Annotated in this window: 22 protein-coding genes and 1 riboswitch; of the genes, 19 read left to right on the forward strand and 3 right to left on the reverse strand. The window is 36.8% G+C overall.

Annotation, left to right across the window (positions count from 1 at the left end):
• Nucleotides 1–111: 111 nt before the first annotated feature.
• Nucleotides 112–441 carry an MFS transporter gene (locus FD46_RS10710; RefSeq protein WP_338040985.1) on the reverse strand — a complete coding sequence of 110 codons (330 nt, stop codon included), beginning with the start codon at nucleotides 439–441 and terminating at the stop codon, nucleotides 112–114.
• A gap of 313 nt (nucleotides 442–754) precedes the next feature.
• Nucleotides 755–946 (reverse strand): YjzD family protein, encoded by a 192-nt coding sequence (locus FD46_RS06250; protein ID WP_057896303.1) that lies wholly within the window; start codon nucleotides 944–946, stop codon nucleotides 755–757.
• Between the two features lie 134 nt (nucleotides 947–1,080).
• On the opposite strand from FD46_RS06250, the gene dnaE reads away from it, so the two are divergent.
• The 19 genes from dnaE (at nucleotide 1,081) to FD46_RS06345 (ending at nucleotide 22,672) form a co-directional block, all read left to right on the forward strand.
• A complete protein-coding gene (gene dnaE / locus FD46_RS06255; protein WP_057896304.1) occupies nucleotides 1,081–4,428 on the forward strand; it encodes a DNA polymerase III subunit alpha in 3,348 nt (1,115 codons plus the stop codon).
• Between the two features lie 116 nt (nucleotides 4,429–4,544).
• Complete coding sequence (gene pfkA / locus FD46_RS06260) at nucleotides 4,545–5,507, forward strand: 6-phosphofructokinase (RefSeq protein ID WP_057896305.1); 963 nt, start codon at nucleotides 4,545–4,547, stop codon at nucleotides 5,505–5,507.
• Between the two features lie 124 nt (nucleotides 5,508–5,631).
• Complete coding sequence (pyk, locus tag FD46_RS06265; RefSeq protein ID WP_057896306.1) at nucleotides 5,632–7,392, forward strand: pyruvate kinase; 1,761 nt, start codon at nucleotides 5,632–5,634, stop codon at nucleotides 7,390–7,392.
• Nucleotides 7,393–7,655: 263 nt separating this feature from the next.
• Complete coding sequence (locus tag FD46_RS06270; protein ID WP_057896307.1) at nucleotides 7,656–8,114, forward strand: DUF441 domain-containing protein; 459 nt, start codon at nucleotides 7,656–7,658, stop codon at nucleotides 8,112–8,114.
• A gap of 18 nt (nucleotides 8,115–8,132) precedes the next feature.
• Nucleotides 8,133–9,002, forward strand: coding sequence for a CvfB family protein (locus tag FD46_RS06275; protein ID WP_057896308.1), 870 nt, complete (start codon nucleotides 8,133–8,135; stop codon nucleotides 9,000–9,002).
• Between the two features lie 128 nt (nucleotides 9,003–9,130).
• Nucleotides 9,131–10,018: a site-specific tyrosine recombinase XerD gene (xerD, locus tag FD46_RS06280; protein WP_057896309.1), complete on the forward strand. Its 888-nt coding sequence runs from the start codon at nucleotides 9,131–9,133 to the stop codon at nucleotides 10,016–10,018.
• Between the two features lie 78 nt (nucleotides 10,019–10,096).
• Nucleotides 10,097–10,456 (forward strand): GNAT family N-acetyltransferase, encoded by a 360-nt coding sequence (locus FD46_RS06285; protein WP_057896310.1) that lies wholly within the window; start codon nucleotides 10,097–10,099, stop codon nucleotides 10,454–10,456.
• Nucleotides 10,446–11,231 carry a segregation and condensation protein A gene (locus FD46_RS06290; protein ID WP_057896311.1) on the forward strand — a complete coding sequence of 262 codons (786 nt, stop codon included), beginning with the start codon at nucleotides 10,446–10,448 and terminating at the stop codon, nucleotides 11,229–11,231. Before FD46_RS06285 ends, FD46_RS06290 begins: the two co-directional genes overlap by 11 nt.
• Nucleotides 11,206–11,823, forward strand: coding sequence for an SMC-Scp complex subunit ScpB (scpB, locus tag FD46_RS06295; RefSeq protein WP_057896312.1), 618 nt, complete (start codon nucleotides 11,206–11,208; stop codon nucleotides 11,821–11,823). Before FD46_RS06290 ends, scpB begins: the two co-directional genes overlap by 26 nt.
• Nucleotides 11,813–12,532 carry a pseudouridine synthase gene (locus tag FD46_RS06300; RefSeq protein ID WP_057896313.1) on the forward strand — a complete coding sequence of 240 codons (720 nt, stop codon included), beginning with the start codon at nucleotides 11,813–11,815 and terminating at the stop codon, nucleotides 12,530–12,532. Before scpB ends, FD46_RS06300 begins: the two co-directional genes overlap by 11 nt.
• Before the next feature lie 60 nt (nucleotides 12,533–12,592).
• A riboswitch (FMN riboswitch) is annotated at nucleotides 12,593–12,713 on the forward strand.
• A 102-nt stretch (nucleotides 12,714–12,815) separates the two neighbouring features.
• Nucleotides 12,816–13,394 carry an ECF transporter S component gene (locus FD46_RS06305; protein WP_057896314.1) on the forward strand — a complete coding sequence of 193 codons (579 nt, stop codon included), beginning with the start codon at nucleotides 12,816–12,818 and terminating at the stop codon, nucleotides 13,392–13,394.
• A 346-nt stretch (nucleotides 13,395–13,740) separates the two neighbouring features.
• The gene (locus FD46_RS06310) at nucleotides 13,741–14,778 is read left to right on the forward strand and encodes a helix-turn-helix domain-containing protein (protein ID WP_057896315.1); all 1,038 of its coding nucleotides are present in this window, start codon (nucleotides 13,741–13,743) and stop codon (nucleotides 14,776–14,778) included.
• Nucleotides 14,768–16,228 (forward strand): RecQ family ATP-dependent DNA helicase, encoded by a 1,461-nt coding sequence (locus tag FD46_RS06315; RefSeq protein WP_157047099.1) that lies wholly within the window; start codon nucleotides 14,768–14,770, stop codon nucleotides 16,226–16,228. Before FD46_RS06310 ends, FD46_RS06315 begins: the two co-directional genes overlap by 11 nt.
• A 94-nt stretch (nucleotides 16,229–16,322) precedes the next feature.
• Nucleotides 16,323–16,964, forward strand: coding sequence for a LysM peptidoglycan-binding domain-containing protein (locus tag FD46_RS06320; protein WP_057896316.1), 642 nt, complete (start codon nucleotides 16,323–16,325; stop codon nucleotides 16,962–16,964).
• A gap of 51 nt (nucleotides 16,965–17,015) precedes the next feature.
• A complete protein-coding gene (gene cmk, locus FD46_RS06325) occupies nucleotides 17,016–17,696 on the forward strand; it encodes a (d)CMP kinase (protein ID WP_057896317.1) in 681 nt (226 codons plus the stop codon).
• An 80-nt stretch (nucleotides 17,697–17,776) separates the two neighbouring features.
• Complete coding sequence (gene rpsA / locus FD46_RS06330) at nucleotides 17,777–18,985, forward strand: 30S ribosomal protein S1 (protein ID WP_057896318.1); 1,209 nt, start codon at nucleotides 17,777–17,779, stop codon at nucleotides 18,983–18,985.
• A 113-nt stretch (nucleotides 18,986–19,098) separates the two neighbouring features.
• Nucleotides 19,099–20,409 (forward strand): ribosome biogenesis GTPase Der, encoded by a 1,311-nt coding sequence (gene der, locus FD46_RS06335; RefSeq protein WP_057896319.1) that lies wholly within the window; start codon nucleotides 19,099–19,101, stop codon nucleotides 20,407–20,409.
• Between the two features lie 249 nt (nucleotides 20,410–20,658).
• Nucleotides 20,659–20,934, forward strand: coding sequence for an HU family DNA-binding protein (locus FD46_RS06340; RefSeq protein WP_057896320.1), 276 nt, complete (start codon nucleotides 20,659–20,661; stop codon nucleotides 20,932–20,934).
• A gap of 472 nt (nucleotides 20,935–21,406) precedes the next feature.
• Entirely contained in the window at nucleotides 21,407–22,672 is a 1,266-nt protein-coding gene (locus FD46_RS06345; protein ID WP_057896321.1) for a tetratricopeptide repeat protein, read from the forward strand.
• Nucleotides 22,673–22,761: 89 nt separating this feature from the next.
• On the opposite strand, the gene FD46_RS06350 is transcribed toward FD46_RS06345, so the two are convergent.
• On the reverse strand, nucleotides 22,762–22,980 hold the full coding sequence (locus FD46_RS06350) for a hypothetical protein (RefSeq protein WP_057896322.1): 219 nt from the start codon (nucleotides 22,978–22,980) through the stop codon (nucleotides 22,762–22,764).
• Between the last annotated feature and the right edge of the window lie 1,026 nt (nucleotides 22,981–24,006).

Here is a 24,006-nt window from a genome sequence, read left to right on the forward strand (position 1 = left end):
GCCAGTGGACGAGAAAACCAGCAATCACAACACCTGTTGTATCTGCAAACTCACTAATAATAACCAGCTTGCTTACTATCTTAGGGTAGCTGTCAGCTCGTTTAATTGCTGCTAAAGACTCATATACGAGAGTGCACTTGAAACAAAGCCTAGTCCAAAGAAAGTAAAGCTGTTCCCAAACAGCATAAGCAATGCTGAGATAATTGCCACAATTCTACCGCAAAGTAAAACAAAACGATAAGACAAGCGATCGGCTAAAATCCCGCTAGGTATTTCGAAAATAAAGCTGGCGACATGGAAGATACTTTCACATAAGCCGATTTTAACTAGACTTAGTCCCTTCATTTGAAGATAGATAACCCAGAGGCTTGTAATTCCAAAAAAACTGAAAAAAGTGTAGCCATAGCTGTTTGCAATGTTACTTTGATATTTAGTTTTCATTACATTAAACACTCCAGTGAAGTAATCCGCAAACATGACCAGCAACTGTTTTATTGTTTAAAAATGTCAGCTACCAATATCTATAGTCGAGTACGGAATTACTTTTATTTTAGCTAGTTCACTAGAGTGCTGGTACGTTTATGATGGAGTGTTGCAAAGAAATCCAAGCCAGCAAGAAAAACACCTCGTTAATTTTTATCCATATATAAAAAAAATATTTTTTCTAAGTAAAAAAGTGTATAAAAAAAGGTTGAGACGAAAAACTTATTGTCTCAATCCTTATAATATTACATGCTCATTTCCTAAATAAATCTCATTCATGATCTTTTTTAACAGGCGACTTTATAAAGTAATCAAGAACATTAACGAGAATAAAGCCCACAATCATTACAAAGACACCGCTGTATAACGGTGAAAAGGATGAGCCTGAAAGAGCAGCACTAATATAACCGATAACTTCTCCGTAGATGAAGCCCCAAAACAGGATTGTCAATTGTTTAGCCATAGTAATTACACCTCACAATACAACAGTAGTTTAGCACAAGTTTTTATATTTAGCATCTGTTTCTTGAAAATTACAAAGATGTTTTTTACATTAAGAGTTGCTATAATGATAAAGAAGGCAAGGGGGGAAGCAAAGTGGCTGGTATTTTGCAAGTAATCAGCAGTTATAGTCTCCTTCAGGGGACTATAAGGATAAACGAACTAGTGCAAGAAGCAAAAAAAAGAGGATACAATGCGCTTGCCCTGACTGACATTAATGTAATGTATGGTGCATTGGCTTTTTATCGTGCTTGTCAAGCTGCTGAAATTAAACCTATCCTTGGTTTGACTCTTGAGGTTGCCCCAAACGAAAACCTTGTTCTTTTGGCTGAAAATGAAATCGGGTATCGTAATTTAATAAAATATTCAACCAAAAAACAGCAATTATTGGCAAGAAATGAAAGAAAATTTGATTTTGAAGTGTTCAGTTTACCTTTAGAAGGAATTTATATAATTACGCCTGTTTCTCAAAGTTCACTTATCAAGTTTATTTCGCAAGGTGAAAAGGAAAAAGCTAAAAAATTCATTAAGAAAATAATTACAGCACTTGGTGGAAAAGACAAGTTTCTGCTCGGTGTCGATGCACAAATGACAGACGCCCTTTTTGAAAGTGTTTTGCAGCTTGCAAACAAGGAAAATATTAAAACTGCAGCGTTAGATCAAGTCAGATATCTTAACAAAGATGATGTGTTTGAACTCAAAACTTTAACTGCTATTAAAACTGGTAAGCAGCTTGGTATCAAAGAATTGCAATACGCAAATAAAGCAACAGGAAATGAATGGCTGCGAACAGTTGAACAGTTGAATTTTGAATATCGTAATAAAAATCGGCTGCAGTCTTTGAAAAATACTACCGAACTTTGTCGGCAGCTGAATTTAAATTTGAAATTCCCCAAAACTAGGCTTCCGCGTTTTAAAACTCCTGAAAGCACGTCTGCCAATGATTATCTTAGGAGTTTATGCTATGAAGGTTTAAAAAAAAGGTTAGCAGAAAAAAAAGGCAGTTTTCAAGAGCAGGATTACCATGTACGACTAGAACACGAATTGAAAATCATTCATAGAATGGGTTTTGCCGATTATTTTTTGATTGTTTGGGATGTTACCAATTTTGCGCATCGCAGCAAAATCATTATCGGGCCTGGACGCGGTTCTGCAGCAGGTTCACTCGTTTCTTATACACTCGCAATCACTGATGTGGATCCTCTGGAATATAAACTTCTATTTGAGCGTTTTTTGAATGAAGAGCGTGCCCAAATGCCTGATATCGATCTCGATATTCCAGATAACCGCCGGCAAGAAGTAATTTCTTATGTACATAAAAAATATGGGGCCCATCATATGGCACAAATAATCACTTTTGGAACGCTTGGTGCTAAACAAGTTTTACGTGATGTCGGTCGTGTACAGGGTTTGAATCAATTTGAAATGAATAAGTGGAGCGGATTGATTCCGCGTAAACCGGGAATTTCACTGCGAGAAGCATATCATACTTCTGAGCGACTGCGCAGTTTTGTTAAACAGAGTGAAAAAAATTTGCTGCTTTTTAAGACGGCCTACAAATTAGAAGGACTTCCACGCCATTTTTCAATTCACGCAGCAGGTATTGTTCTCTGTGACGAAGATTTAGAAAGGGTTGTCCCTCTTCAACCTGGTAATGATGGCATTATGTTGACACAGTACGCCAAGGATGATGTTGAGAAAATTGGCTTGCTGAAAATTGATTTTTTGGGTCTGCGAAACCTCAGTATTCTAGCGCAAACACTTGCATTTGTTAAACGAGGTTATGACTTGAAGCTTCAGGCGCATCAATTACCTCTGGAGGATGCAGAAACGCTGCACATGTTTCAAAGGGCCGATACAACGGGCATCTTTCAATTTGAATCTGCAGGTATCAAAAACGTGTTGCAGCAGCTTCACCCAACATCTTTTGAAGATATTGCAGCTGTTAATGCACTTTTTCGTCCGGGACCAATGCAAAATATCGCTCATTTTATTGCGCGCAAGCATGGTAAGGAAGAGATTGTTTATCCAGATAAATCTTTGAAGCCAATTTTACAAAATACTTATGGGATCTTGGTATATCAAGAACAGGTTATGCAGGTTGCCTCGGCTATGGGCGGTTTTTCTCTGGGACAAGCAGATCTTTTGCGCAGAGCAATGAGCAAAAAAAAGAAAACAGTGATTCAACAGATGCAGGCTCAGTTTATAGCTGGCGCTCAAAAAATGGGTTACCCTCTAAAAACGGCAAAGCAGGTATATGATTATATTGAAAAATTTGCTAATTACGGGTTTAACCGCTCTCATGCAGTTGCTTATTCTAAGATGGCTTTTCAGTTAGCATATCTTAAATGTCATTTTCCAGCCGCTTTTTTTGCTGCATTGTTAAATACAGTAATCGGCGACAGTCTCAAAACAAATGACTACTTGGTGGAAGCCAAACAACACGGCGTCACTGTCAGCAGTCCCAATATAAACAAAAGCAGCTACTACTTTATTTTGAAAAAAAAGGAACTTGTTTTTGGTTTAGGAAGCATAAAAACATTAAGACGGGATTTTATCAAGCAAATTTTGATCGAAAGAAAACAAAACGGAAAATTCCGTAGTTTTCAGAATTTTCTGCAGCGAATTGATAACAATTTTCTGAAAGAAGAGCCATTAGAAGCATTAATTTCTGTAGGGGTGTTTGATAGTTTTCAGCAAAATCGTGCGACGTTGCTTAATAATCTTTCAAAAATGCTGAGTAATGTGACTTTGAGTGGAAATAATCTCCAACTTTTTGCAGCTCTTGCACCTAAATATGAAAATTTTCAAGAATTATCTTTGGAAGAACGTCTTGAAAATGAGAAAAAATACCTCGGAATTTATTTATCAGCTCATCCAGTTGAAAAATTTAAGCAATTGGCTCTTCAAGAGGGTACAACATTGGCCAATCGTCTCAGGCCAAATACTAGCTGTAAGCTTCTCCTTTATTTAAAAAAGATCAAGATAATCAGGACCAAAAAAGGAGAACAAATGGCATTTGCTATGGGTGAAGATCAAAGTGCTCAGGCAGAAATAACTATTTTTCCAAATGTTTTTCGCAAAGTACAGGGAATCTTAGAAACCAATAAAGTTTTTTTAGTAACAGGGAAGACTGAAAGTGAAATGCAGAGCATTCACATGATTGCTAGCGAGATTGTACCCGCCAAAAAGTTGAAATTAAAAATGAAAGGTGCATTTTATTTACGGTTGGATGCGGCGTTTCCTGCCGCTAAAAGAAGAGAACTGCTGGAATTGCTTTTGCAGCATCATGGGGAAACGCCAGTGGTACTTTATGAAGAAAAAGAGGCCAAGAAGTGGATTTTGGATTCTAAGTATTGGCTTAAAAAAAATAAAGATACCGATATTGCGTTAGGGAAAATATTAGGACAAGAAAACGTAGCTTTCCAAAATGAAAATAGTTGAAAACATTTTGTGATAAATTGAATTTAATTTTTGTTTTTGCAAGACATTCTCCTTCAAAAGTGATAATATAATGCGTGGAGAGTGTGTTGTTCCATAACATTTACTGAGGTGAAGAAATGAAACGCATAGGTATTTTAACAAGTGGTGGGGATTCTTCCGGGATGAATGCAGCGATTCGTGCCATTGCTCGTTCTGCAATCTCGGCAGGACTCGAGGCTTACGGAATTAATTATGGTTTTGCAGGTCTTGTAGCTGGAAACATTCATAAACTTGAATCAAGCGAAATGGATGGCATTATCAATCGTGGAGGAACCATTTTGTACTCTGCACGTTTTCCTGAATTTGCACAAGAGCAGACTCAACTGAAGGGAATTGCTCAGCTGAAGAAGTTTGGTATTGATGCTTTAGTTGTTATTGGTGGCGATGGTTCATATCATGGTGCTGAAAGATTGACACAGCATGGCTTCAACTCTATTGGTGTACCAGGAACAATTGATAATGATATTCCAGGAACAGACTTTACAATTGGATTTGATACTGCTGTCAACGTTGCATTAGACGCACTGGATCGAGTTAACGATACAGCCACTTCTCATCAAAGAACTTTTATCGTGGAGGTTATGGGCCGCGGTGCAGGGGATATAGCTTTGTGGGCCGGTAACGCAGCCGATGCTGATGCAATTGTTATTCCTGAAAGGGAATATGATATCAAAAAGATTGCTGAAAAGATTAACAGTAACTACGCTAATGGTAAGGAACATGGTCTGGTAGTGCTTGCCGAAGGTGTTATGTCTGCAGCTGATTTCAAAGATAAGCTGGACAAATTCAGTAATTTTGAAACTCGTGCAATTACACTGGGACATGTTCAACGCGGCGGCTGCCCAACAGCTAAAGATCGTGTCTTAGCGACTCGGTTCGGCGACTATGCTGTACGGCTTCTTCTTGAAGGCAAAGGCGGTCTTGCAATAGGAATCCACAATAACAAACTTGTTGCTACAGATATTATTGATACTCTGGAGAATCATAAGCATATGACTGACGTTTCGCTCTATGATTTGTGCGAACGAGTTCGTTTTTAGCTAATGGTTTTTCTGATTTTTATTTTTTACTCTAAGAGTAAAAGTGAGATAGGCAACTTTTAAATATGGTAAAGAATTGACTTAAACGTCATCTTTAAAACTTTTCAAAGGGGAGATTTTACTCATGAAGAAAACCAAGATCGTAAGTACGCTTGGTCCAGCTAGTTCTGACTTAGATACAATTGTAAAATTAATCGAGGCAGGAGCTAACGTATTTCGTTTCAACTTCTCACATGGTGATCATGAAGAACATTTAGGTCGTCTTAAATTAGTACATCAAGCTGAAAAAATTACTGGGAAAATGGTAGGTATCATGCTTGATACTAAGGGAGCAGAAATCCGTACTACTGTTCAAAAAGAAGGTAAGATTAATTACAAAATCGGTGACGAAGTTCGGATCTCAATGGATGCTTCAATCGAAGGAACACATGAGAAAATTGCTGTCACTTACCCAGGCTTAATTGATGATGTGCATGAAGGCGGTCATGTTTTGTTTGATGATGGTCTGATTGATATGCAGATTGAAAAAATTGATCGCGACAATAACGAATTAGTATGTAAAGTTTTGAATGCCGGGGTCTTAGGATCACGTAAGGGCGTTAACGCTCCTGGTGTTTCAATTAACTTACCAGGTATTACCGAAAAAGACTCAAGTGATATTCGTTTCGGTTTAGACCACGAAATTAACTTTATCGCAGCAAGTTTTGTTCGTAAACCTCAAGATGTGTTAGACATTCGTAAGCTACTTGAAGAAAAGAACATGGAACATGTTCAGATCTTCCCTAAGATTGAATCTCAAGAAGGAATTGACAACTTTGATGAAATTATTAAGGTTTCAGATGGATTAATGGTTGCCCGTGGTGATATGGGTGTCGAAATTCCTGCTGAAAATGTTCCTTTGGTTCAAAAGACATTAATTAAAAAGTGTAATGCATTGGGCAAACCTGTTATTACAGCAACACAGATGCTTGATTCCATGCAAGAAAATCCACGTCCTACACGTGCCGAAGCTTCTGATGTTGCGAATGCTGTTTTTGATGGTACCGATGCAACAATGCTTTCAGGTGAAAGTGCAAACGGCGATTATCCGGTTGAGTCTGTTGCTACAATGGCTCGTATTGACATCAAGGCTGAAAATGCTTTGCGCCAGCACAGCACATTTTCTATCAATGATTTTGATAAAACTGATGTTACAGAAGCAATTGGGCGTGCAGTTGCTGAAACAGCAAACAATCTTGGAATCAAGACAATTGTTGCAGCAACCAAATCAGGTCACACTGCACGTATGATCTCTAAGTATCGTCCAGATGCAGATATTTTGGCTGTTACTTTCGATGATCGTACACGTCGTGGTTTAGCTGTTAACTGGGGTGTTTATCCAGTTATGGCTGAAGCACCTGCTTCAACAGATGAAATGTTTGCTCTTGCTACTGAAAAGGCTAAAGAAGCAGGTTTTGCTAAAGAAGGCGATTTGATCTTAATTACTGCTGGTGTACCTGTAGGCGAAAAGGGTACAACTAATGTAATGAAAATTCAATTGATTGGAACAAAGCTTGTTTCAGGTCAAGGTGTCGGTGATGAAACAGTAATCGGAAAAGCTGTAACTGCTACATCAGCTGCAGAAGCTAATGAAAAGGCAGTTGAAGGCGGCGTACTTGTTACAAAGACAACCGATAAGGATTATCTTCCTGCTATTGAAAAATCAAGTGCGTTGATTGTTGAAAATGGCGGATTGACATCGCATGCTGCTGTTGTAGGTATTTCAATGGGAATTCCTGTAATTGTTGGTGCTGCAGGTGCTACTGATCTTATCTCTGATGGAGAAGTTGTTACTATTGATTCACGCCGCGGAATCGTTTATCGTGGAGCATCAAACGCTCTTTAAGATAAAGGATTACGTACACTGAATATTTAAAAGATTAAAAGTCTTTCTAGCAGGATAGAAATCACTTTGAAAGTGATGACTTTCCTGCTTTTTTTGTTTAAAGAATTTTTATTGGAAGCATTAATTAATTGATCTAGCGATTTGAAAAAATGTGAGAAGTTTAAAATAGTTAAGGATATATTACTCATAATTTTTAGTTTGTTCGCAATTTTACTTTTTTTCAGTTAAAATAGAAAAAGATATTATTGAGCAGGAGTGAAATGATGGAAAGCTGGTTTTTCTTAGGAATTATTCTTTTTGTTGCAGTTTTAGCAAAAAATTCGTCTTTAGCTATAGCTGCGTTAGTTGTACTCGGACTTAAGGCTTTTCCTTTTTCGGAAAAGTGGCTGCCGGTTATTCAAAATCGTGGAATAAATTGGGGAGTATTGGTCATCTCAATTGCAATTTTGATTCCAATTGCACGCGAACAAATAACCTTTACGGATTTAGTAGGAGTTTTTCGTTCTCCCGTCGGTTTAATAGCTGTTTTTTGCGGAATTCTTGTTGCAATTTTATCACGCAATGGGGTTTCGCTGCTTGCTGACACTCCTCAAGTAACAGTTGCACTTGTATTGGGAACAATTATCGGTGTAGTCTTCTTTAAGGGAGTAGCAGCTGGTCCGGTAATTGCATCTGGAATAGCATATTGTATTATAAGCTTACTACATATCAGCTTTAACTAATGGAGGATAATATAAAATATGGAAATGAATGAATTAATTGGTCATCAGGTAGAAGCCAAAGCAGTTGATGAAAATGAAGATTTTTATTTTCTGCAAGCTCAAGGGATTACTTTGAGGCTTATAAAAAGTGAACTTGAAAAAAAACTTGCAAAAGGCGAAAGCGTTTCAGGCTTTGTTTATGAAAATGAGGATCACGAGCTGCAAATTACAACAAATATTCCTCAAAGCAGACTAGATCACTATGCTTTTGGTGATGTGGTTTCAAGTAGGCATAATCTCGGCGTCTTTGTTGACATTGGACTGCCAAACAAAGATGTACTGGTTTCACTTGACGAACTTCCTGAATTATCGCGTTTATGGCCTCAAAAGGGTGATCATTTAATGATTGCTTTGAAAGTTGATTCCAAGGATCGTTTATGGGGAACTCTAGCTCCAGAAGATGCTTTTCAAGAAATATCTGCTAAGGCTTCAAAAACAATGCAGAACAAAGATGTGGTTGCTGTTGCTTATCGGCTTAAAATTGCAGGAACTCATGTTATTACTTCTGATTTTCACCTTGGTTTTATTCATCCCAGCGAAAGAGATGCTGAACCACGTTTAGGTGAAGAATTGAAAGCACGCGTAATCGGAGTTCAACCAGATGGTACGTTGAATTTGTCTTTACGGCCAAGAGCTTATGAAGCAATTGGTGATGATGCTCAAATGATTCTTGCTGCCTTGAAACATCAAAATGGAGTTTTAGATTATACAGATAAAAGTACTCCTGAGGAAATCCGGGCTTTTTTTGGAATTAGCAAAGGTCAGTTCAAGCGAGCAGTCGGTCACCTTATGAAAGCAGGACTTGTAAAACAACAAGACAGCAAACTTATTTTAAACAAACAGCAATAGTTTAATTAAATTTAATTTGAAATTGTTATGCGTCGCAATTATCAGCTTTATTTACTGTTTTAGGTTAGCTTTTTATTTTAGGAGACGGATTGAGCTGGTTGTAGTTTCTTTTGATGGAGGGTGAGCTTATGAAGGGAACTGTTGTTGATTATTTGCACTATTTAAAGGTTGAAAGAGGACTTTCTCAAAATACTATTGCTAGTTATCATAATGATCTGCAGCAGTTCATTTCATTTTTAATTAGCCGTAAGATTACGAATTTTGATATGATAGATCGTAAAGTCATTATCTCTTTCCTCCAGGATGAGGGGGAGCAAAAGAAGGCTGATAGCTCCATTGTACGCTGTATTACTAGTTTGCGTAAATTCTTCCAGTATTTGGTGGAGGAAGAAAAAATTAAAAATGATCCAATGCAATTAATTGATGCTCCAAAGAGAAAGGAACACTTGCCTGAAGTTCTTTCAACCAAGGAAGTGGAGCGCTTATTGCTCTCTCCTGATGTCACAAAACCACTTGGGCTCAGAAATAGAGCCATCTTGGAATTAATGTACGCGACTGGCCTTCGTGTAAGTGAAGCAATTAACTTACAACTTTCAGATCTGCATCTTAGTCTTGGACTTATTCAGACATTAGGTAAGGGACAGAAAGAAAGAATTATTCCGATTGGAGATCAGGCAATTCATTGGCTGGAGCGCTATTTAAATGAAGTTCGCCCTAAATTGTTGAAAAACCAAAGAAGCAGTTTTCTGTTTTTAAATCATCATGGACGCAAATTAAGCAGACAGGGCATTTGGAAAAATTTAAAGTTGGAAGTAAAAAAAGCAGGTATTCAAAAAAATGTAACACCGCACACGCTAAGACATTCTTTTGCGACACACATTCTAGAAAATGGTGCTGATTTAAGAGTAGTGCAGGAGCTTCTTGGTCATGCAGACATCTCTACCACTCAGATCTATACTCATCTGTCTAAAAAAAGGCTTGCAGATGTTTATAATAGATATCATCCTCGTGCCTAGTTGATTTGTGTAAAAAAGAAAATTATGATAAAGTAAGTTCGATTTTACTTTAGATATCTAGACCACAGGAGGTCAATAATGCTTTACAAGTATAAAAATGATTACGAAAAGATCACTATGGGCTTACTTTCCTTTATTCCTGACTTAAAGGAAATTTCCCACTTGCAAGCTGAAGTTAAGTGGTATTGCGATGATGATGAACGTTGCTTGTTTTTGTGGAAAAATGATGCCGGTGATTTTGTTGGGGTCATTGGAGTTGAAGTTATTAATGATGTTTTAATGATTCGACATGTTGCAGTAACTCCAGCTGAACGTAATGAGGGTGTTAGTTTCGAAATGTTGAACGCTCTTACTGCTCTTTATCCAGAAGCAAAGATGATGGGAAGTATTGAAACAACAGCTTTAATTACGAAGTGGGAACAGCGTAATGGTAAATGAAAATTTTACAGAGAGCGGGACTCGGAAACTTACTTTTAAACTGAATACATTTGAAGGACCGCTCGATCTGCTTTTACAGCTAATTAAAAAAAATGAAATGGACCTCTACAATATTCAAATGACTGAAATAACTTCCCAGTATATTGAACAGCTGCACCAAATGCAGACAATGTCGCTCGATATCGCTGGGGAGTATTTAGTTATGGCCGCGACTTTATTAAATATTAAAAGCAAGATGTTATTGCCGAAACATCCTGAAACGCTGGAATCTGATGAAACGGAAGATCCACGTTTGGAGCTCGTGCAGCAGCTGTTAGTTCATCAATGTTATCAGCTTGCTTCAAATAATTTACAAGAGATGGCGGATGTTAGGGCACTTAGTTATACACGCGAACAAGAAATGGCTCCAAGCAGCGTGCGTACACAATTATTAGGAAAAAGGCAAGAGCCTGAAAAATTACAGCAGGCTTTTTTTTCAGTCTTAAGCCGACAAAGAGGAAAAATAAAAATCAGTAAAACAGTTACAAGGGAAAGTTTTACAATCGAAGAAGAAATGAAACGGTTACAACATATTTTGGAAAATAACCAAAAAGAAATAGAATTTGTTCAACTTTTTTCACCTGAAAAAATAATTCTGGAACAAGTTGTTACTACTTTTCTTGCACTGCTTGAACTGGTTAAGCGTGGAACTGTAATAGTAAGGCAAACAACGATATTAGGTCCGATTAAACTGAGGAGTGGCAAAAAAAATGCAGACAAACCAAGCAAAAATTGAAGCATTGCTCTTTGCTGCCGGAGATGAAGGAATTTCTTTAGGACAGCTTGCTGAGTTTACTGGACTACTTAAGCCAGCTGTGAGTGCTCAGATCAAACAGCTGCAAAAAAAGTATATGGATGACTCAAATTGCTGCTTGCAGGTCTTGAGTACTGAAGAACGCTTGCGGTTAGCGACTAAGAAAGAGTTTGCTTCTCTTTTAAAAGGTTACTTTGAGGCTCCAAATGTTTCTTCCCTATCGCACGCTGCTCTTGAGGTTCTTGCTATCATTGCTTATAAGCAACCTGTTACACGGGTTCAGATAGAAGAAATTAGAGGCGTGCGTTCTAATGGATCGTTGCAAAAATTACTTGCTTTTGAACTGATCGGTGAAGCTGGCAGATTGGAAGCACCCGGACGACCGATCTTATATGAAACAACTGAAATCTTTTTAGATCATTTTGGGCTTCAATCATTAAAAGATCTGCCACCGCTGCCAGAACCGGATTCGAAGAAAAATGAAACAGAAAAAAATGAAAATCTGCTTGAATTATTTAATGAAACATTGCAAGAAGACGGTTCAAATTTGGAGGAGTTAAAAGATGGCAAATGAAAGCGAACGGTTACAAAAAGTAATGGCAAATGCCGGTGTGGCATCAAGAAGAGCCTCCGAAAAAATGATTTTGGCTGGTAACGTGCAAGTTAACGGCAAGATTGTTGAGGAGTTAGGAGTCAAGGTTGCTCCTACTGATCTTGTAGTTGTGAACGGCAAGGCTCTTGAACGTGAGAAGAAAGTTTATTATCTTTTCTATAAACCGCGTGGTGTTATCTCTGCAGTAAAAGATGATAAAGGCAGAAAAGTAGTCACAGACTATTTTAAAGATATCCAAGAAAGAGTGTACCCAATTGGACGTCTAGATTATGATACATCGGGGCTCCTTTTATTAACAAACGATGGTGAACTCGCAAATAAACTGATGCATCCGCGGTATAAGGTTGGAAAAACTTACGTTGCAAAGGTTGAAGGAATACCTGATAATGAAATCTTTAAAAAACTTCGGTTAGGAATTCAGTTGGATCAAAGAAAAACCGCACCAGCAAAAACGCATTTAATATCTGCTGATAGCAAAAAGAAAACTGCGATTATTTCTTTGACTATTCATGAAGGCAGATATCATCAGGTAAAAAGAATGCTGGAAAAAGTAGGCTTTCCAGTTAAAAAACTTAAACGTGAAAGTTATGGTTTTTTAACCTTAGCAGGATTGAATTCTGGAGAATTTCGCAAGCTGACGCAAGAAGAAATCAAGCGTTTAAAGCAGTGAAAAGTATTTTGTTGCAAACACGACAATAATATGATATTTTTAGTAGGTAAAAAATAATTAGTTTATCTTCAGGGGCAGGGTGAAACTCCCGACCGGCGGTAAAAGTCCGCGACCTGCAGTGATGCAGTTGAACTGGTGTGATCCCAGTACCGACAGTAAAGTCTGGATAAAGAAGATAGGGCTTATTTAATGACAATTAAGTAAACTCTGTTGGTCTCTGATCAGCAGAGCTTTTTTGTTTGAATAGGCGCACTTGTGAAGATAAACGATAGGAGGTTTTTCTATGGTTTATTCAGCTACACGCAGGTATGTCATTGCTGCTTCTTTGGCAGGTCTTTCATATTTGCTTATGTTTTTATCTTTTTCGGTGATTCCGATTGTACCATACATGAAGATCGATTTTTCTGATCTGCCGCTTCTCTTTGGAATACTTATTTTTGGTCCGTTAGGGGGTATTGAGATTGCAGTTTTACGTTCACTGCTTTACTTTGTGATTTCAGGACCGTCTATTAGCAACTTAATTGGAGTTTCTACCAACTTGCTTGCCTCTCTGTCATTTATTTTACCTATTTTTTATCTTTTGAGAAAAGATCAATCAACGAGTGGTCGCAACATATTTTGGACTATTTTTTCGGGAACATTAAGTTTGACGTTCATTTTATCAGTAGCAAATTATTTTGTGATCACTCCTTTATATATGTCGGTTTTGGGAATGAAACTTTCATTGCCGCTTGAACAGATAGTATTATATGGAGTTGTTCCTTTTAATTTGTTAAAAGGGATCATCGTTGGAACAGCTTTTTGGCTTTTTTTTGTCAAATTGAGGGTATGGTTAAAAGGTCGTTCAATGGTCCTGCATTAAATTTTGTAGTGATTTTCGGACTTTGAAGCAAATTTTTAAGAATAGGTAACTGGAGTTGGGTCAAAACTTATGTTTTGGCTCAGCTTTTTTGTACTTTCTTGCGGTTTCCATATTAACATGGTTCAATAGTCGGTTTTTTCCGTTTAACTACGAATTACTCCCATAGTTCGAATCTGACTATGAGAGTAATTCACAGCTAACGTTCAAATCCTAACGACTATTGGTACACTCCCTTTATTTAATTTTTTGTATTGCTATTAAAAGCGGTATCTTTTTGCTTTTCTTGCGTAGATAATAAGATAAAATAGAAGTATGTTAATTTGTAGCAAGAAAGGAGAGAGAATAATTGCCAAGCAAAGAAAGTCTGCTTTATTTTTTTTCACGAACCCAATCACGGCGACCAGCCGTAATCAGACAAGTTCTTTTGAATAAGCGGACAGTTTCAAATTTATTTTGGGGAATGCAATATCATTTATTAGAATGGCTTGGGACAGCTCCACAGCTGAATGCAGGTGCTTTTGATAATTTTATAACGCAATTAAAAGCTGAAAATTTTTTACAAGAAAAGCCAGCAGGCTTGCTTTTAACTGAAATTGGACTTAAGGAAAAAGAAAATTATGAACACATACATTATCGCCCAAAGAATCCTGAGTTTTTTCAAAAACTTGACGAAAAAATGTGGGGAGACGTTTTACAGCTCTTAATACAAGTCGGTTCAGAACTTTCTTATTGCAATAAACGTTATTATGTGAGTGCAACTTCCTATAAAGCACAGTTTTATTTTAAAAGATGGTTTCAACAAAATAAAAGTGCAGGTTTGAGCAAGACAATTAAAAAAAATTTACTTTCTTTTTTAGCTGGTAAGCTGCAAGAAGAAGCAGATATTTTTGCAGCTTCTTTTAATGGTCATGGCGTGATTGCAAAAACTGCGGTACAGTTAGCAAAAAGCAGTGAAACTTACACGGTTGAGGATATTAATACACTTTGGCGTGATTATTCTGTGATGTTTGCTATGTACTTGATAAAGCAAAATGACGTTTTTTATTCTTTAGTAAAACCTTTGCTGAAAAATAGTTTACTTTCCAATAGTGCTTTTACTACGTATGAACTTTTTAATAAGGGAGTGTCTTTAGAAAAAATTGGACAGTTGCGCAAGGTAAAATTAAGTACAGTTAAAGAGCATCTTCTAGAAGCCGCTATCTTTGAACATAATTTTACGTTTGAAAGAATTATAAACCAAAATGAATATAAAATTTTAGCAGATAACTTTAGTGAGAAAGCACCGCTCGATTGGAATTATCAGCAGCTTAAAGAAAAAAATATACAACTTGATTTTTTTAAGTTCAGACTTTTCCAGATTGAAAGGAGCAGATATGATTTCTGACAATTTTTTAGAAAAAAAACTACATACTTTCTTTGGGTATACCTCTTTTAAAGAGGGTCAAAAGCAAATAATAGATTCTTTACTGAAAAGACAATCTACTTTAGGAATTTTACCAACCGGAACGGGAAAGTCTTTGTGCTATCAATTGGCAGGCAAGCTTTTAAACCAGACCGTATTGATCGTGTCGCCTTTATTATCTTTGATGCAGGATCAGGTTGAACAATTACATTTTATAGGTGAAAAAAAGGCGATTGCAGTCACTTCGGAGCTTTCCTATCAACACAAATATTTCGTTATTCACCATCTTCGTGAATATGACTATGTTTATATGGCACCTGAAATGCTGCAAAAAGAAGAAGTACTTGAACAGTTGAAAACTATCTCCCTTGGATTGTTTGTTGTTGATGAAGCACACTGTATTTCGCAGTGGGGACCTGATTTTAGGCCTGATTATTTGGATCTTAAAATAATCAGGCAAAAGCTTGGCAACCCAGTTACACTTGCTTTGACGGCTACTGCGACACCAGAGGTTGAACAAGATATTTGCAGACAGCTTTTTAATGAGAATGAATCAATTAAAATCGTTCGCAGGTCCGTTGATCGGCCAAATATTTTTTTAGCAGCAAAGCAAGTTGACACCCAGCAGCAAAAAGATGAATATCTCCTAGAGATTTTACCGCAATTGGCAACACCTATATTGCTTTATTTTTCCAGTAAAAAAAAAGCTGACGAGATAAGTCAGCTGCTTAATGATCGAACCGACTTAAAAACGGCAGCTTATCATGCAGGGCTTTCAAAAAAGGATCGTTATTCTATTCAACAACAATTTATGAATGATCAGCTTGATGCAGTATGCGCAACGAGTGCCTTTGGAATGGGGATAAATAAAAAAAATATCAGATGCGTGCTCCATTATCATCTACCGGCTGATTTGGAGAGTTACTCTCAAGAAATCGGACGTGCCGGCAGAGACGGGCAGCGCAGCCTTGCACTTTTACTGTTTAATCCTGCAGACATTGATCTGCAGCGACATTTAAGTAGTAATTCGTTGCCAGATGATGGAGAAATAGAGTATTATTTTAATCATAAAGATTTAATTAATTCTTGTCTGCAGGGAAGTGATAAGAAAAATCTGTTAGAGTATTATGCAGGTCGGTTTTTAACACCTTTAAAATTAAAACAGATTTTCAAAAAGCGGCGGTTTGAAAGAGAGAAAAAGCTGCAGGAACTGATTGCTTATGTTGAAACTGCTAAATGCAGAAGAAACTTTTTGTGTAAGTATTTCGGCGAAGAAAAAAAAGCTGACCATAATGTAGACTGCTGTCAACCTGCCGGACAGCCGCTCGTATTAGATAATTTTTTGTTGCACAAGCCGGGTAATAACTACACAAAAAGTTTAGAGGATTATCGAAAGGTGATTTCTCACCTTTTTAATGAAAATAAGAGATAAGAATTGATAAGAGAGGTGCGGTTAAGGTAAACAAGTATGACTTGCAGTATCTTCTTATGGTAAAATAAAAATGATCATTTGAGGAGGAAATGCTATGAACCGCAAATTAAAAGACCAGGGTGAAGAACAAAAACCTTGGGACAAAACATTTGACGATGAACGTGATGATAGCGGAAACTATTCACGAACTGCAACACGTAAAAAAAGTAAAGCGACTACGGTACTGACAACATCGTTATTGGTCATTTTTATCGCAATTATATTGGGAACAGTGGCATTATATTTTATTTCACAGCATACTTCGGCTAAGCAATCAGACGGAGGAAATAACGATGTGGGAATGGTTGAGTCCACCTCATCTAAAGAAAGCACATCAAAAAAGAAAACAGCTTCTACTTCTAAACAAAAGGAGGCGATTAAGGATTCAGCTTCTTCATCTTCAAAAATTCAACAAACTACAGAGGCTGCTTCAAGCAGTACTGCTTCGGATAGCGCAGCTTCAGGTAGTTCAAGTGAAACCCAACAGGAAGAGCCTGATTCATCTGCATCTCAATCGCAATCTTCCAGTTCATCATCCAGCAGTACAGATGCAAGCTATGTTGAAGTTGGGGCAGGACAGGGTGTTTATCGTGTTGCTGTTAACAATGGTTTGACTGTTGATGAATTACTGCAGCTTAATCCGACACTTGGCAGCGGCTCTACGCTTACACCAGGACAAAAGGTCCGTGTTAAATAGTATATAATAAATGTTTTAAATTTTTTAGTGACTTTAGAGGAGTTATGGACGGTGGCAAAAAAATTAAAAATTGCAATTGACGGCCCGGCTTCGGCGGGTAAAAGTACAGTTGCTAAACTGGTAGCACATAAATTAAAGTATATCTATTGTGATACTGGGGCAATGTATCGTGCAGTTACTTGGCTGGCAATACAGCAAAATGTTGCTTTGAATGATGATCTTGCATTAGCTGAGATGTTAAAGACGATAGAGATCAAATTTGTTCCTTCAAAAAACGGACAATTGGTTTTTGTGAATGGTAATGATGTAACAAAAGAGATTCGGATGCCAGATATCACAAATAACGTTTCGACTGTTGCGGCTCAAGTAAGTGTGCGCACAAAGCTAACTCAACAGCAACAAGAGATTGCAGTAAATGGCGGAATAGTAATGGATGGGCGAGATATTGGAACGACTGTTTTGCCTGATGCTGAAATCAAAATTTTCTTAGTTGCAAGTGTAAAGGAACGTGCTTTACGCCGCTTTAAGGAAAATCAAATAAAGAAAATTGCGACCCCGCTTCGCGAACTTGAGCGTGAAATAGAGGAAAGAGACCGCAAGGATTCAACAAGAGTGGTTTCACCGCTTGTTCAGGCTGAAGACGCAACTAAAGTCGATACAACAAGTTTAAATATTGAAGAAGTTGTTTCTAAAATTATGGAAATAGTAGAAAATAAGCTGGAAAAAGCTTGAAATTAGCAATTTAACTGGAATTTTTTATAAAATTCGGCTAGAATGGAAGTTAGAGTTAGTCGTTAAGGAGGACATTGTCCATGAGTGAAACAGAATCAAATAAAGATTTATTAGAAGCATTAAATAGTGTTAACGAAGTTAAAATTGGGGACGTCGTTAAGGGTGAAGTATTAGCTATTGATGACGCAAAGCAGGTCATCGTTGGAATTGAAGGAACTGGTGTAGAAGGCGTAGTTCCTTTTAAAGAAATCAGTGTTAAAAACGATGAAAATGTTGAAGAAAGTGTCAAGGTTGGCGACGTGTTGGATCTGGTTGTAATTTCTCGGATCGGCTCCGATAAAGAAGGCGGCAGTTACCTTCTTTCACAACGTCGTTTAAAGGCTCGTAAAGTATGGGATGAAATTGAAGCGAAGTTTAAAGCTGAAGAGACTATTACTGCACCTGTTACACAAGTTGTAAAGGGCGGTTTAGTTGTGGATGCTGGTGTTCGTGGTTTTATTCCTGCATCAATGGTTGATGATCGTTTTGTTGAAGACCTGAACCAGTATAAGGGACAAGAACTTGAACTCAAAATTATTGAAATTGAACCAAGTGAAAATCGTTTAATCCTTTCTCATAAAGAAATTGTTAGAAAAGAACGTGAAGCTAAAAAAGCTGAAACTCTTTCTAAGTTGGTTGTAGGGGATGTCGTTGAAGGAAAAGTTGCTCGTTTGACCAGTTTCGGTGCCTTTGTTGATTTAGGCGGTGTTGATGGCTTAGTTCACGTTTCTGAGATTTCATATGAACGTGTCGGAAAACCTTCTGATGTGTTAAAGGTTGGTGAAACTGTTAAGGTTAAAGTGCTTGCTGTTGATAAAGAAAGGGAACGTATTTCGCTTTCTATCAAACAAACATTGCCACAGCCTTGGGATAATTTAAGCGAAAAAGTTGCCGAAGGTGATGTTATTGAAGGAACTGTAAAACGTTTGACCAGTTTTGGTGCTTTTGTGGAAGTCTTCCCAGGTGTCGAAGGTTTGGTTCATATTTCACAAATTTCCCATAAGCATATCGCTACTCCTAATGAAGTTCTTAATTCAGGTGACCAGATTAAAGTGAAAGTTTTGAGTGTTCACCCACAAGAACACCGTTTAGCACTTTCAATTAAGGCACTTGAAGAAAAACCGAGTGCTGGCAGTCAAGCACCAAAGAAAGAAACAAAGGTAGAAAAAAGTGACATTCCTGAAGAAAGCACAGGGTTCACTCTTGGTGATCTTGTTGGCGATTTAAAGGATAAAGATGAAGATAAATAATTTCTTCTGTTAAGTTGTTCGGATTGGGACTGAGACAAAAGTATAGCTTTGTCTCAGTCCCTAATTTTATGCTAATAGTTTTATAGAATAATTTTGTAAGAGAGGTGTGAAAATTGGCTAATCCAGTTATGGCAATTGTAGGACGCCCAAACGTTGGCAAGTCCACAGTATTTAACAGAATTGCTGGAGAAAGAATTTCTATCGTAGAAGATGTCCCAGGAGTGACGCGTGATCGTATTTATGCTCATAGCGAATGGTTAGGACAAAAGTTCAGCTTGATTGATACAGGTGGAATTGACATTGGTGAAGAACAGTTTTTAACTCAAATCACGGAACAAGCTCAAATCGCCATTGATGAAGCAGACGTTATTGTTTTTGTGGTTAGTGCACGTGAAGGAGTAACTGACGCTGATGAGAAGGTTGCAAGAATTCTTTATCATTCGGACAAGCCTGTGATAGTAGCAGTTAATAAGGTTGATAACCCAGAATTAAGAAGTGAGATTTACGATTTCTATTCACTAGGGTTTGGGGATCCGTTGCCAATTTCCAGTACACATGGTATTGGAATTGGGGATCTTTTAGATAAGGTCTGTGCAGCATTTCCTGCCAAGGGTGAAGAAGTTGAAAATAATACTGTCAGATTTAGTTTGATTGGGCGGCCAAATGTAGGCAAGTCTTCCTTAGTTAATGCTATCTTGGGAGAGAACCGGGTCATTGTTTCTAATATTGAAGGAACCACCCGTGATGCAATTGATACACCGTTTATTACACAAAATGGTGATGAATTTACCGTAATCGATACAGCAGGAATCAGAAAAAAAGGTAAAGTTTACGAAAATACCGAAAAGTATGCAGTTTTACGTGCGATGAGAGCAATCGATCGTTCAGATGTTGTATTGGTTGTTTTAAATGCTGAAGAAGGAATCCGTGAACAGGATAAAAAAGTAGCTGGTTATGCCCATGAAGCTGGAAGAGGAATTATTATTCTGGTCAATAAATGGGATACTGTTAAAAAAGATAATCACACCATGCATGAATTTGAAGAATTGGTCAGACAAGAGTTTCAATATTTGAGTTATGCGCCAATTATTTTTGTTTCCGCGCTTACTAAGCAAAGATTAGATCAACTGCCAAGCCTTATTAAGCGAATCAACGATAATCATGAGCGTCGCATAACATCTTCTGTTCTTAATGATGTAATTATGGATGCAATAGCACGAAATCCTACTCCTACAGATAATGGCAAACGATTGAGGATATACTATACAACTCAAGTTGCTATTAAACCGCCGACTTTTATCGTTTTTGTAAACGACCCGGATTTAATGCATTTTTCTTATGCACGTTTTTTGGAAAATCAAATTCGAGATGCATTTGATTTTGAAGGTACTCCAATCCATTTAATTGAACGTAAGCGTAAATAGTTTTAAAATAATGTTCCTTATGTTAGACTGTCTTTTTACCCCTTTTAGGCTTTTGTTTTTACTAGCAAATTTTAGTTCAAAAAACCAAAAAAGAGGCGAAAAACCTTGTCATATTAGGCTTTATATGCTATCTTATTAACAGAGATAATGATTTTGTTAGTCATTGTTTCATGATTTTGATTTTATCAAAATGATTGCTGACAGATAATTCTGTTTGTGGATATTTCTTCATTTGAGGAGGTGAAACACATGGCAAACAAAGCACAATTAATCGAAACGGTTGCTACAAAAACTGGATTGACTAAAAAAGATGCAACTACAGCTGTTGATGCAGTTTTTGAAACAATTCAAGCTACATTAGCAGATGGGGAAAAGGTTCAACTTATCGGGTTTGGAAACTTTGAAGTACGTGATCGTGCAGCTCGTAAGGGTCGCAACCCACAAACGGGTAAAGAAATTCAAATTCCCGCAAGCAAGGTACCTGCATTTAAACCAGGTAAAGCTTTAAAGGATGCTGTTAAGTAGTAGTAATTCTTTTACTCGTCGTAGGTCGGGATTTCCTTGTTCCGACTACATACAGATAAAGTCTGGTAGATCTTCGTAAAACGTTGATTTATCAGCTTTTTTATTTCTACACATTTATATTTTGTGAAAATCTATAATAAATCCTGGGAACAGCTTTTGTATTAACTTTTATCTAATAAACTAAAAATTAAATATGTTGATAACGTATATTATCTGAAACACAAGCATATTGTCAGAGTATAAAATAAAAAAACTTGGTTTACATAACAAGTATTAGCAATGTAGCATTATTGCATGGTATTATCTCTCACAGTTAAAATATGTTAGTATTATCTATGCAAGAGCTGGTACAGATTACGATTAGAACGGTTGATTTCAGCTTTTTGGAGCTTTGAGATAATGAATGAGAATGTTTTGGAGAGTTAATCGCATTTAAATAAGAATTTAATTGCTTACTTTAAAAGGAGTATTTATGAGTTATTCACTGAAAGTAATTGAACTAATTAAAGATGGTAAAATTGATGAGGGCAAAAAATTGTTTCAAAGAGCTTTGGAAACTGATGAGCCTGATCTGATTTATAGTTTGGCAGAGGAATTGTATATGCTGGGTTTTTCCGATTTAGCAGAAAAAGCTTACCGCAACTTATTGCAGAAGTTTCCAGAAGAAGATCTTCTTAAAGTAGAGCTTGCAGACCTAGCTGTTAGTCAGGGCAAAGACGATGAAGCGTTAAATTATCTTTCAGAAGTGGAGCCGGATTCAAAAGCATACCTCAATGCTTTATTAGTTGCAGCTGATTTATACCAAACTCAAGGTCTCTTTGAAGCTAGTGAGCAGAAATTAATTGAGGCTCATCGCATTGCTCCACAGGAAAATGCAGTTGTTTTTGGACTTGCTGAACTGTATTTTAACATGAAAGAATATCACAAAGCACTTCACTTTTACTTGTCTTTGGTAAAAAACGGAGTAGCGGAAATTGCCGGTGTACATTTGGTAAAAAGATTGGCACAAGTTTGTGCTTCTGCAGGGAACCTTGAGCAAGCATTGGGTTATTTCGAACAGGTCAGCGAGGACGATTTTGATCCTGATACCCGTTTTCAATTGGCATTTACTCAATTTCAACTCAAGGATTATGAAGATGCTGTTAAAAATTTTGAAAAATTAAAAAAGGATCAGAATGATTATTCCACACTGTATCCTTATTTGGCTAAGGCTTATGAAGAACAGGGCTTGCTGCAAGAAGCGCTTGCCGCTCTTAGGCAGGGCTTGCGCGTTGATGAGTATAATACCAAACTTTATCAAGAAGCCAGTACTGTTTCATTAAAACTTCAACAGCCTCAGCTTGCTGAAGGGTATTTGAAAAAGGCACTCGAGCTTGATCCAGATAACTTGACTCTTGTTATTGAACTTAGCAACTTATTGATAAGCCGACACAAGTATGAAGAAACGCTCGACTTTTTAGGAAGCTTTTTACAAGAAGATGAAGTGGATCCCCAGCTTTATTGGAATAGCGGCCGTGCTTACCACGCACTTGAAGATGATAAACATGCTCTTGAAAACTATCAGGCTGCTGCCGATGCGTTTAGCGAAAATCCTGATTTTTTGCGAGAATTTGCATACATTAACCGTGCAACAGGTAATTTGGAAAGTGCTAAGCAAAACGTTGCAGCATACCTGCGGCTTGTACCTGATGACTTAGAAATGCAGGATTTTCAGGATGAACTTTTAACACAATTTTAAAAAATAAATTTAATTTAAAAAAACAGCTTCTTAAATCAAATGATTTTTAGAAGCTGTTTTTATCTAGTAAAAATTTGGAGCTGTATGTTTCATTCCAGCTTTTGCCGATAGGTTTTAAAGAGTTTTTTTAAGAGTTCTTCGTTCTTAGTAATGGATGCATTTAATTCCGAAATCACGGCAATCATTGCGAGGTCGTCATCATAGGCTTCATCTGACTGCGAGATATCATACTGATTTTGTTCTGCTTCATGAAACCATTCTCCAAGCCGCTGAACAAAATCTAAAAAATCTGGATCATATTCTTTCATTTTTACGCATCCTTTGTAAATTTATTGCATAACTTGTGGTCATTCATAAGATGAAGTATGAAAGTAAAAAAGTGTTGTTACTTCACTTGATCAAACAGAAAGATAATTTATTCTAAGTTTCTGTCCTTTTTTATTACGCATGAACTTTATTTCTGTTACTGCTATTCTAACAGCATAATTCAAAACCGCTTTTAATGATAGTCAAAAAGACAATGAGCTTTATTTTTTATTGTCTTTAAACAAAGTAAGTTGTCAGGAGGGAGTTTTGTTTTATAATCTGGAATGTTTTTTGAGAATGATTATCGTTTCCAAACTAGTATTATACTACTAAAATTCCACTTGCTTGTTTGAATATTAAATAAAAATCGTTTCTTGTATTGATGAACAGATATTCCAGTAAAGTTAGGTTAAAAATAAATTGTAATGTAATTCACAAAGGTTATACTTAACATAGAGGACAAGTGTCCTCTGTATCGTCACACAAGCACATCTCAAACTTTGGAAGGGGAGAGGTGTGTCCTTTTATTTTATACACAAAAAATAGCACCCATTCTCAGCAGCAGGTAGCTTTCTTAAGCCTCATAATAGACATATTTCTTAAAAGAGCGACAGCTATATTTTTTAGTTCATAACTGTTTGTGATTGTTCTGAAACTGCATTATTGTTAAATGAAATTTTAAAAGCAGTAGGTAGAGTTAAAACAATCGGCTTTATCGATGATAATACATTATTTAAACTGAAATTATTAGGAATAATAACTATTTATATTGATGAATAAGGTGCAACTTTCCTTTAAATAATTATGGTAAGCACGCAGAAAATCATAATAAAAGAATTTTCTAAATTAATAGTTTCTTTCACTTCATTTAAATTAACTGGATAACTACTAAACTCAAAAGATAACTGTTTTTCTAATAGAAATACTATATTAATTTTTTGCATTAAAGGACTTAAAATAGAATTAATAAATTTTAAAAAATAGTGGTTAGAACAGTAGTTAAAATTATTAAACAATAACTTAACCTT

The organism is Liquorilactobacillus oeni DSM 19972 (genome assembly GCF_001436275.1).
Classification (GTDB): Bacteria; Bacillota; Bacilli; order Lactobacillales; family Lactobacillaceae; genus Liquorilactobacillus; species Liquorilactobacillus oeni.